8 protein-coding genes are annotated in these 10,646 nt (G+C 57.3%); 5 read left to right on the top strand and 3 right to left on the bottom strand.

All coding sequences use genetic code 11. The features are described 5' to 3' along the window. The coding region (locus U9R25_12850) for a hypothetical protein (protein ID MEA3336794.1) at window positions 1–319 on the bottom strand (319 nt) is incomplete at its 3' end. A 173-nt stretch (window positions 320–492) separates the two neighbouring features. Here U9R25_12850 and U9R25_12845 point away from each other — a divergent pair. Further along, a complete protein-coding gene (locus U9R25_12845; GenBank protein ID MEA3336793.1) occupies window positions 493–936 on the top strand; it encodes an RDD family protein in 444 nt (147 codons plus the stop codon). A gap of 53 nt (window positions 937–989) precedes the next feature. Beyond that, on the top strand, window positions 990–1,430 hold the full coding sequence (locus U9R25_12840) for an RDD family protein (protein ID MEA3336792.1): 441 nt from the start codon (window positions 990–992) through the stop codon (window positions 1,428–1,430). A gap of 602 nt (window positions 1,431–2,032) precedes the next feature. On the opposite strand, the gene U9R25_12835 is transcribed toward U9R25_12840, so the two are convergent. After that, window positions 2,033–6,052 carry a DUF5060 domain-containing protein gene (locus tag U9R25_12835; protein MEA3336791.1) on the bottom strand — a complete coding sequence of 1,340 codons (4,020 nt, stop codon included), beginning with the start codon at window positions 6,050–6,052 and terminating at the stop codon, window positions 2,033–2,035. Between the two features lie 264 nt (window positions 6,053–6,316). Continuing rightward, complete coding sequence (locus tag U9R25_12830; protein MEA3336790.1) at window positions 6,317–6,949, bottom strand: lactate utilization protein; 633 nt, start codon at window positions 6,947–6,949, stop codon at window positions 6,317–6,319. Window positions 6,950–7,760: 811 nt separating this feature from the next. On the opposite strand from U9R25_12830, the gene U9R25_12825 reads away from it, so the two are divergent. The 3 genes from U9R25_12825 to U9R25_12815 all read left to right on the top strand — a co-directional run bounded on the left by U9R25_12825 (window position 7,761) and on the right by U9R25_12815 (window position 10,641). Continuing rightward, window positions 7,761–8,198 (top strand): SRPBCC family protein, encoded by a 438-nt coding sequence (locus tag U9R25_12825; GenBank protein ID MEA3336789.1) that lies wholly within the window; start codon window positions 7,761–7,763, stop codon window positions 8,196–8,198. Between the two features lie 103 nt (window positions 8,199–8,301). After that, complete coding sequence (locus U9R25_12820; protein ID MEA3336788.1) at window positions 8,302–9,147, top strand: class I SAM-dependent methyltransferase; 846 nt, start codon at window positions 8,302–8,304, stop codon at window positions 9,145–9,147. A 471-nt stretch (window positions 9,148–9,618) separates the two neighbouring features. After that, on the top strand, window positions 9,619–10,641 hold the full coding sequence (locus U9R25_12815) for a Gfo/Idh/MocA family oxidoreductase (GenBank protein ID MEA3336787.1): 1,023 nt from the start codon (window positions 9,619–9,621) through the stop codon (window positions 10,639–10,641). Window positions 10,642–10,646 lie beyond the last annotated feature (5 nt).

Raw genomic sequence — 10,646 nt, 5'->3', positions numbered from 1 at the left:
AGGACGCGAAGAGCGAGGGGAACGAAGGGAGGGTTTGGACCACGAAGGCGCGAAGGGTCGCGAAGGACGCGAAGCGCGAAGGGAACGAAGGACGCGAAGAGCGAGGGGAACGAAGGGAGGGTTTGGACCACGAAGGCGCGGGGAGGGTTTGGACCACGAAGGCGCGAAGGGTATCCAAGCCGTCAAACTCGCTGTTCCAGCCTGGACCAATCCCGCAATCATCCAGGCCCAGGACCTTGGCATGACGCACATCCGACCATTTTCCATGTTGCCGCAATACTTGAAACGAGGTATCATACAGGCGAGGCGTGTCTTCCATCGTTACTCTCCTTCTCATGGCGTAGTGATGAGGTAGAGTATTGGCTATCTTGCCTTTGTTGGAAAGATGTGCCTCATGGACTTTTGTCAGTCAATCAGGGTTCGCAATGACGGGTGCGAGATATTTCTGCTAGGCCTGTACAGTTACGAATCATAATGAACGGAGAAGTGTTTGTGAGCAAAGCAGAATTTGTTCCCCGGTTTTTCGCCTGGCTGTTCGATTCCATCGCCATGAGTATCGTGTCGATATCGCTCGGATTCCTCTTCTGGGCACTTATGGCTGTGGCCAACAACACTCAGAGTGGACTGCTGGAGTTCCTGACCGGGTCCGGGGCGCTGTTGACCGGGCTTCTGCTGGTGCTGCTTCAGTTCCTCTATTTTGGCTTTTTCTGGAGCAAGAGCGGAAGATCGATTGGCATGAAGCTATTCGATATGCGGGTGGTACGCCGCGACGGTGAACCACTGAGCTTCGTGCGTGCAGGTTTGCGCGGCAGCGTGGGCTATTGGATCAGTGGCCTGGTTTTTGGTCTCGGCTATATCTGGGCAGCCTTCGATGGCAACAGGGAAGCCTGGCACGATAAGATCTTTGACACGTGGGTTGTGCAAGTGGAGGGGTAAGGGCGTGTCGAAGGGTGAAAGCGGAAAATATCTTTATGCAGGAGGATAGTATCATGGAAACAGCAAGATTTGGATCGAGGTTTTCGGCATGGTTCATCGATTGGATAGGGGTCGGACTTGCTGCTGGCGTTCTGGCAGGCCTGCTGGGACTGGTTACCGGCTTATACTCCGGCACGGATAGCGATCTATTGGCCCTGCTGGTCGGCGGTCTGGCGTTGCTTATGGCGGCTGTTCTGTGGCTGGTACAGTTCCTTTACTTCGGGTATTTCTGGAGCAAAGATGGCCAATCGCTCGGGATGAAGGCCCTCGGCATTCAGGTTGTGCGTCGGAATGAGGAACCGCTGTCTTTTTTGCGGGCGGGATTGCGAGGTACCGTCGGTTACTGGATCAGCGGGTTGATCTTTGGTCTCGGCTATATCTGGGCAGCCTTCGATCACGACGGCGAGGCGTGGCACGACAAGATCTTTGATACGCGTGTGCTTGAACGGAGATAGGTTTCAGGAGGGCGGAGACGCGTGGGGAATGGGGCGACGCCGCCAGCAGGCGTACCGTGACGCTAGCAAGCGGTGCGAGACGTCAGCAGACGGTGCGTGAGCTAGCTAGGTAGGGACGCGGGGATGGGGCGACGCGGAGACGCGGGGAATGGGGGACGCGGAGACGCCGCCAGCAGGCATCGTCTGCCGATGTGGCGTGAGCTACGCCAGCAGGCGTGCCGGGAGGCAGCAAGCGGTGCGAGACGTCAGCAGACGGTGCGTGAGCTAGCTAGGTAAGGCCACCGAGAGATGAGAGCCTGGCAATGTGGGGACGGCGGTGTTCTGGGCTGTCCACGAATGGGGTCACGAATGCACGAGGTGGGCGGAGTGGGCAGGATAGTGCCCCTCGACAAGCTCGGGACATTGCTGCGGTACATCTTTGTTGGGTTCGCGGATAATTTTCTTGCACACTGGGCAAGAATCTGACTCGAAAGGTACTATGCATCGTTCCGAGACTGCGCTCGGAAGATGAAGCCCCAGCGGGGCAATTTGACCAGTACGGCGTTTTCAATGAGTGCGTTATCGACAAAAAGTTGTCGATGTTGATGCTGTAAGCCCCTCAATCACCCACCGTCCAACGGCAGGATGTCGCAGAAACCTTCGGTGACCCGTGCGATTTCATCCTGGTCGCGCACGGCCTCAAGGGTCCAGGGAACCCCCTCGACCTGGGGCATGAGAGCCGTAGCCTTGTGGCTCAGGCCCAGCCGAACCGTGCCCACCCGGGCATCGACGATCAGCGATCCGTCGCCGGTGACCAGGCCACCTTTGCTTGCTGCCTTTCCCGTTATCACCTGAAGGCCATCCAACGATTTGGCTCGTTCGCTCACGCTGGCTTGCACCAGCGGGCTGGTGCCATCGGCAGCGAACACCGTCCATATGAGTTGATCCCAGTCGGCGGGAATCTGAAGGCGATTCAGTGTTGCGCGGAAGTTGATTGCCTGGCGGATCGTCAGCAGTCCAGCTGTGTTTTTGGCAGTCACCACGACGGAAGTTCGGTCAAAAGGTTTCCAGAACTCACTGACCGGATCGATCTCTCCGACCGAGGTAAGCGGTGTCCCTGCTTCCCAGGAACCGGCACCATGGGTAGTGCTGAGCTGCGTATCGGTATCCGCGGCGGTCGGCAGACCGGTGATCACGTCGTCGGCGCTATGACTGCTGCGGCTGGAGAGGGTGGCGTCCAGGGTGTCGGCAAGCAATTTCCCGATGCTGCCGGCCGAGGTCAAGGTGCTGGTCAAGCGGTCCCAGAAACCGGCCACGATGTCGGGATCATAGCCATCCACATCCTTGACAGTTCCCTGGTTCACTTGCCCTGAGCCTGCCGAGGCCTGGTTCAACAGGCCCTGACCGGTGCCGATGTTGAGCTGCCCTGGGCCTGATGAGCTCCTGTTTTCCTGGCCCGGCCCTGCAGAAGCGCTGTTCTGTTGCCCTGCAGCCGTACCGATGTTGGTCTGGCCGAAAGCGCTGCCAATGTTGCGTTGTCCCGCTGCTGTTCCCCGGTTTTCCTGGCCGTAGCCTTCGGAAGCCTCGTTCATCTGCCCCTGGGTACTGCCACGGTTGTACTGTCCCGCTCCCTGGGTACCGCGTCCCCAGTTGTATTGGCCTTGAGACACCCCCTCGTTGTACATGCCGATATTGCCCTCGTTGCGCATGCCCATCCCATCCGGACTGTGATTGAAGGCATCGAGGGCACCTTCTCCGCTGGCGTCAGTTTCCAATTTGAGCTGCTGAAGATAAAGGATGGCCCGCTGGTCATAGGAAACCGAATCGTCGATGGGATCGCCGTTGATCCTGCGCACATCGGCAATCACTTGCTCGGTCGATGGGTCGAAGGTGCTGAATCCCGATGCCTTGGAGAGCTCGGCCACCGAAGCGCTGGCTGCCGAGCTTTCTCCCGTGTCATGGGTGACGAACTGGGCGAGGGCGGCTGTGGAGAGGCTCTGGGCACCAACGGCGCTCAAGGGGGCATCATAGATGGCTCCCAATGCCCAGACATCAGCCTGGTCGGCGTCGGCATAATCGGTATGGAAGCGGGCGACGTACTGGAAACGTCCGAGATCTGCATTGTCGATCCGGTACATCCAGGTTTTCAAGATATGATCGTAGGTTGTTGGCGCGGCATCGGCCAGGGTGGTTGCGCTGCCGTCGCTGCGGGAGAAGCGGCGGAGGGAACAGACCGGTTCGTTGCCGGCCAGATCGGTGGCGGAAAGGGCGACGCCCGTTTCGGTGAAGGTAGCGTGCAGCAGGATGGGCGCCAGCTGGGACTCGGGCTGGGCCTGGAATTTGAAGGCGGTATCGCCGAGCAAAGCGAGCAGCGAGGGAAAATCTGCACCACGGACGAGCAGATTGCCCTGGGCATCGCTGAAAAGCCCGACCTCATCGAGCAGGGTCACACCATCGGCCGTGCTGATGTTCTGCACCGTGTATGCCCGGTCGGGAAAGAGGCCAGGGATGGTGATATCCTCGCTGACAGGCGTTATCGTCTCGCTGTTGACCACGTTGAGCCAGGTGTAGGGGACCGCGCCATCGGCCCGTACCCAGAGATGGCCGTCGCCGCTGGCGGTGTCCCACTGGCCGACCACCAGGAGGTCCTGAGCTGACACGCCCAGATCCTGATAGGTCCCGTTGTTGAGGGGGATGCCCTCCAGGAAACGGGAAAAGGCCAGGATGTGGGGACGTTGATCGACGCCCGCTTCAGCGGTCTGCGAGATGACATTCCGGTGGTACCACCAGAGTTCGTAGAGCTGTTTGCTGTGCAGCTGGGACCAGAGCCAGTGGCGCAGCCAGGTGCCGGCGGTGTCTTCCAACAGGCGAGGTTCGTAGGAGTGCGGATCATTGTCGTCCCACACCATGGTCTCTCCCCGCACCACCGGTTTGTCCACCGGCTGCAGGCCATCGACTCCGTCGATGTGGGCCCGGGCCGTGTCGCCCCAATAGGAGTCGGTGGGCTCGATATATTTGTGCCAGTCGGCGTAGGCCATGTCGGGAAAGGCCGGATTTGTCCAGAAGGCATGGTCGAAGCCTGACCAGAAGGAGGTGGTGCAGGGATGGCTGTTGGGCTCGTACTGGGCCATGAAGCTGCCCATCATCTGGGCCAGGTTCTCATGGCGCGGGTTATTGATTCCTCCCTCGTTGAGCAACTCCCAGGAATGGACGGCGGCAGAGTAGCCCCAGCGGGCCTGGCAGTAGCGCCACCAGGCCTGCTGCAGCCAGCGGCAGCGGTTGATGCTCTGGTCTTCGCCGCCGTAGAAATTGTCCACAGAAAATGCCGCGTCCAGCAGGCCGGTGGTTCGATCCATGTGGCCAAAGATGGGATCGTTTTTCTCCAACAGGACAAGCTTCAAGGTGATGCCCGCTCCTTCCGCGGCCTCGACGAACTGGTCGACGGTATGGGCGCCCCGCTGGCTGACGTAGAGATGCTGGTCGGCCAGGCCCTTGTCCAGCAGGTTGGGGCCAACGGGAACACCGCCTGACAGCTCGTGAATCTGCACGTCGTCGAAATAGGCGGTCTTATCATCGGCAACGCAGTTGACCAGGGCAAAGTAGAGGTAGGGAAGGAAATATTGATTGGCCGGTGTGGTGTATTCCGCTGCATAGTCGATCCAGCTTGCTCCTGTTCCCGTAACGTAACCGCCCAACGGAGTCCCATGGGTGGGATCGACGACCAGGGAGGGATCGAGAATGGGGGTATCCTGTTTGACCACGAAACCAAAATCCTGAGCCAGATCGTCCTGCAGCAAGTTCTCCGGGATGTGCAGGCGCAGGCTGATTCTGTACTGGGTGCCTGGTTTAACGGGCAGGCTCTCGGTGAGGGCGCCCAGGGCCAGGAAACGGGTCTTGAAGCTGCCCCGCTCACTGTTGAGCCGCCAGGATACTTCCCGACCCGCATCGGCTACAGACACCGTCAACCCAGCGAACGAATCATAGGTGTGATCAGCGTCCCACTGGCGCAGGGGGTTGATCAGACCGCCGAACAGGGGAGGCTCCGACAGCCAGTAGCGGGCCAGGTCCATGCCGAAGTTGGCGAAGGTCTGGCACTCCATGGTGGCCTGGGAGGGATCGTTCCAATCCAGGGTCTTGTAGTCGAAGTTGTAGCCCAGGCCCTTGAAGGGGGAGCCATCGCCGTATTCGAAATAGCGGGGGTCGGTCTGAGACTCGCGGACGAAACCGCGGCTGGCGGAAGGCTGGACATCAAAGGAGAGAGGCCCTTCCTGGACGGTGCCGCCCCCGTCGGTAGCCGAGAGTTCCATTGTCCAGGTGCCGGGCAGGGCAGGCGCAAAGCGCACGTGCCAGGCATAGGTGTCCAGGGGGTAAATCCAGTCGCGGCCATGGCCCTGCTGGGTCTGGAAGGACTGGTGGTAGAAGGCCGGCAAGATATAGGTGTTGCTATCCGGATCGGTGAAAATGGCATCGACTGTGATGCCGGTAGCGGCGGCCTGACCGGCAGGAGGGGACGCGTCGTACGGCAGGTAGAGATCGGTGGCCTGGGTGGTGACGTCCAGGGTGATCTCCAGCCGGGCGAACTGATTCACCGTTGGGGGTAGGACGATATTGGCAATGGATGGCGCTTGAGTCATTTCGCGCATGATGAATCCTCCCAGGTATTATGGGTGGGAGTGGCAAAGGGATAAGCGGGCGCGGGGTGGCTTGATACCTGCCTCTCTTTTGGCGTCGATGTTGGCAATAATGTCTCGAGATGCAAGGCTCGAGGGCCGCCAACAGGATTGAAACCTGGACTGGCGGCGTACTGTCAGGGTTATTATACCATAACTTGTCAAAAAACGCCCAATTTGGGGCGGATTTTTAAGGTAGGCAAAAAACGTCTGGGCAAAAAGGCCGCGTGAGGGAGGTCAATCGTCGTCGTAGAGGAAGACGATCAGGCGTTTGGGGCCATGGACCCCGATGGCCAGCACCTGTTCGATGTCGGCGGTCTTGCTGGGCCCGCTGACCAGGGTGAGGGAGGCTGGAATCTGGCCATCGCGAGCGGCGGTCCACGTGAAGATATCGGTGGTCAGTTGGGAGGTAGCTACCAGCGCGATGTGGATCGGGGGGAGCAGGGTTACCAGGCGGCTGCTGCCTGGCCCGTTGTGCAAGACAATGGTACCAGTCTCTGCCAGCGCAGCGCTCGCGCCGCTGAGTCCCACGTCGGCCGACGCGCAGAACAGGGTCAGGTCGCCGCCGCTTTGACCGGCAAGGTATAGGTCAACGTTGGGCCAGCGCCCGGGCAGGTCCAGTTGGTCGAACGGTGGTTCGTGATTGACCGCGACCTGTCGAGCCGCCAGTTCTGGCAGCAGCGCATCCAGTTGGGCGAGCGCGGCGTCCAGGCTCCCGGCCCGGTGGACCTGGCCGCCGGACGCGGTCAGCGAGGTGGAAAAGCGCTCTGCCAGGTCGTCGAAGTGTCGCCGGGAGCGCCAGGCGGGTGGGTGGGTGGCGTCCCGTTCCTGCGCCTTCAGTCGATTGAGGATTTCGTCGCGGTCGGTCATGGTTTGCTTTTCGCTTGTGAACGCCCACAAGGGGGCCGGGCTATGGTCGGGGTTGACACTTTCAAGGATATGCTACTGTCCGTTGCCTGTCAAGTGTGAGGTGCCATCCCCTGGGGATGGTGCCTGTCATGGAAGAGAAGGGAGTGCCGGACCCATAAAACCATCATGCCCGCGCACATCAGCACGTCAAGGCAGCGCGTCAGCACGCCACCGTCCACACGTTGCGTCAGTGCGAAACCTCCTTTAGGGTTCCTGGGCCACTCATATGCTGGAAGCCGGAGTCAACCTGCGCCTGATCCAGATTTGGTTGGGCCATAGCTCTATCAAGACCACTGCCCGGTACACACACTTTACTCGTAAGGCCGAAGACCTGGCCATGGAGGCCCCTGTGGTTCATCCTATCTGCCGATCACCTCCTCTAACAGGTAACCTTGACACCCTCTGGCAAAGAGGGCTCTCATGGTTCATGACTTCAATCGGATCGCCAACTTTGCGTTGACATTGGCCATCTCAGATGCTACAATAACTTCAATGTGGCCACCAGGGGTCACCGGATCCCTGCCAACGGGTTCGTATGCCGTAGGTCCAAATAGCGGTTCTCAGCCGCATAACCCGGCTTAGTTCAACCAAAGTTTATGTGGCGGCTCCCGGCCCGATGGCTCTACAGCCGCAACTAACGCAGACCCAACGATGTCGGTCGTCGCTTTGTGTGCCCTGCGCCACATGAAACTCTTATCCCGTTAGGCATCTCTTAATTGAAATGTACCATGCAATACAACTGTTCAATATATACATTTGAAGGGCACGAATCATGTTAATCAACGAGACAATAACGATTTCACGAAACCCTGAATCGATTTGGAGCTATTGGATGGATGTTACCAATGATGTTCAATGGCGGAATGGCATCACCAAAGCCGAATGGACCTCACAGCCGCCGTATGGGCTAGGCTCAACAGGCGAGCATACCCATAAGGATATGGGTGCTATGAATTGGGGAATTACCAGATTTGAAGATGGCCGCAGTTTTGAATTTATCCATACAGCTGGCGCTCTGAAAGGTTCGATCGCTATCTTTCAAGTGGAACCAGAAACCAACGGCAGCCGCGTCAATGTTCAGATGAGAATATCAGGACCTTTATTCATGCGCTTCATGATGTTCTTTATGGGAAAGAGAATGCGCAAGGGCGTGCGGGGTGACCTACAAAAGCTTAAAGAGCTTATGGAAATACAGGATACAAATGCCTAACAAATCACTAAAGCGGGCGCCAGGCTGGTCAGTGGTAATTCGCAACAGGATTGCAGGCGCCGCTTAATTCCACCGTTATGCCGCTTTGGATGATTGGTTGAAAATGAAAAGCAAAGAGAATCGACAACCTTCACTCCCAGAAGAAACCTCCTCGTACTACGAGATGGGTCTTGAGGCAGAACGCCTTTTGGGCGCTGAGGGTGAGTTAGAGTTCGCCCGCACGAAGGAAATCATTAGCCGCTATTTGCCTAATCCGCCTGCAGTTGTATTAGATGTCGGTGGGGGACCCGGAGCATATGCGTGTTGGCTCGCTCAAGAGGGATTTGAGGTTCACCTGACTGATCCCATTCCTCTTCACCTGCAACAAGCAAGTCAGGCTTCCCAGCGACAATCCGAGTTCCCGGTTAGCTCAATTACTCTCGGAGATGCACGGAAGCTCGAGTATCCGGACGGTTATGCCGATGTCGTACTGCTGCTCGGCCCTCTTTACCACCTCACTGAGCGTTCGGATCGAGTCATGGCTTTGCAGGAAGCATTTCGTGTTCTAAAGCAAGGCGGACTGTTGATTGCTGTCGGAATCTCAAGGTTTGCATCTACATTCCAAGGATTAATTGAGGGCTATTTCGAGGATGCAGATTTTATCCAAATAGCTAAGCGTGATCTTGCTGACGGTCAGCATCGAAATCCAACAAGCAAGGCAAGCTACTTCACAACTTCATTCTTCCATCATCCGAACGAGTTGGAAGAGGAAGTGCAAGCAGCAGGGTTCGTGGTTGAGAGCGTGCTGGCAATTGAGGGCGCTGCCGTTTTTCTGCAGGATCTAGATGAGCAATGGAGTGTTCCTGAGCGTCGGAGCCGAATGCTTGAAGCTATTCGATGGCTGGAGGACGAACCGTCAATTATCGGTGTAACTGGGCATATCGTCGCTATCGGAAACAAATCCGAGTAGAGCGGCATAACAACTCGCTGGAACGGACCGGGGATTCGGCGGCAAATGCAAGAGAAAATCAAAGCGTTCGCTTCGCTCTGGGCTCGTGAAGAAGCGATCCCCGGCCGCTCAGCTCGCAGCCGTTCGATTCGAGGAGGAAGATGAAATGCCCAAACATTCTATTCATATTGGCCGACGACCTGGGTTGGCGTGACCTGCGAAGTTCCCCACTCCGGATCCAGAATACGATTCTGAGAAGGAGAACGCTCTGCTGCGCAAGTTGGAGCATGAGTTGATGCCGGAGCTTGAGGCAGAGCACGCTGAGTACTTGGACCCGGACTGGCGGCCGAACGAGGACTGGTGGGGAAGCCGGATAACAACTGACTGACTCAAGAGAGAATCGAACAAGCGGGATGCAGGCGATGCTCAACAGAGCGCCTGATCCGCAGCGGCCGAAACATCATCGAAAGTAATCACCAGAGAGGGGATGGAATGAATTCCAAGATCAGGCTCGGAATTGTCGGTACAGGATTTATCGCCGACGTCGTCGCCAATGCCATTAAGGATACTGAGGCCAGGTTAGTTGCAGTTGCCAGTCGACGCCGCGAGAACGCCAAAGCATTTGCTGATAAACACGGGGAAATGCAGGTTTTTGAATCCTGGAATGATCTGGTTGCCTGGCCTGGTCTCGATGCCGTGTATGTGGCAACCCCAACTTCTGCACGGGAGGATATCTGTATTGCCGCGGCGCAGAGCAATAAACATATCCTTGCTGAAAAGCCGTTCGTCAACCTCAGCTCGCTTCAAGAAATTACGGGGGCCTGTCGTGCTAAAGGCGTTGCCTTTATGGATGCCACTCACTTCGTTCACCATCCCCGCACCAGGCAGCTAAAGCAAGAACTTGAAGAACGTATTGGCAAAGTGCAGGCGATCTACACCTCCTTCTTCTTTCCTTCTACAGATCGAAGTAATATCCGGTTTAATCCGGAAAAGGAGCCCACCGGCGCAATTGGTGATATGGCCTGGTATTCAATGCGGGCAATTACTGAGTTCGCAACGACCGGCGCGAGTCTTGTCAGTGCGAGCGGCTTTGCACAGAGAGATGATGTTACCGGTGCTATGATTCGCGGTGCGGGGGTGCTATTGTTGTCCGATGGTTGCACATCCACTTGGGATGTCGGTTACAATGTCGGTACCTGTGCTATGGAACTCAACATATTTGGGCAGCGGGGAATGATCAGTCTCGATGATTTCGTTCTTGACTGGGCTGATGGATTTGCCATAAACATTCCTGGGTATCCGGTCGGTTTCATCCAGCGCTCAGGCATTGTAAACCCAACAGAATTCAAGGAGGTCACCACTCCCAGTCATCAGCCCCAAGTTGTCCACATGATTCAGAATTTTATTGCATTGACCGCAGATCCGGAAGGTCAAGCAGCCCGAGCCAGCATGCGTACTAGTGAGCAAACACAAGGCCTGCTTGATGCTGTCGGGGATCGGCTAACGGAAATATGAGGTGA

Source organism: Chloroflexota bacterium, assembly GCA_034717495.1.
In the GTDB taxonomy this organism is placed as follows: Bacteria; Chloroflexota; Anaerolineae; order JAAEKA01; family JAAEKA01; genus JAYELL01.
Note: the sequence above shows the minus strand (reverse complement) of the source record. Positions and strands in the feature narration are given on the sequence as shown.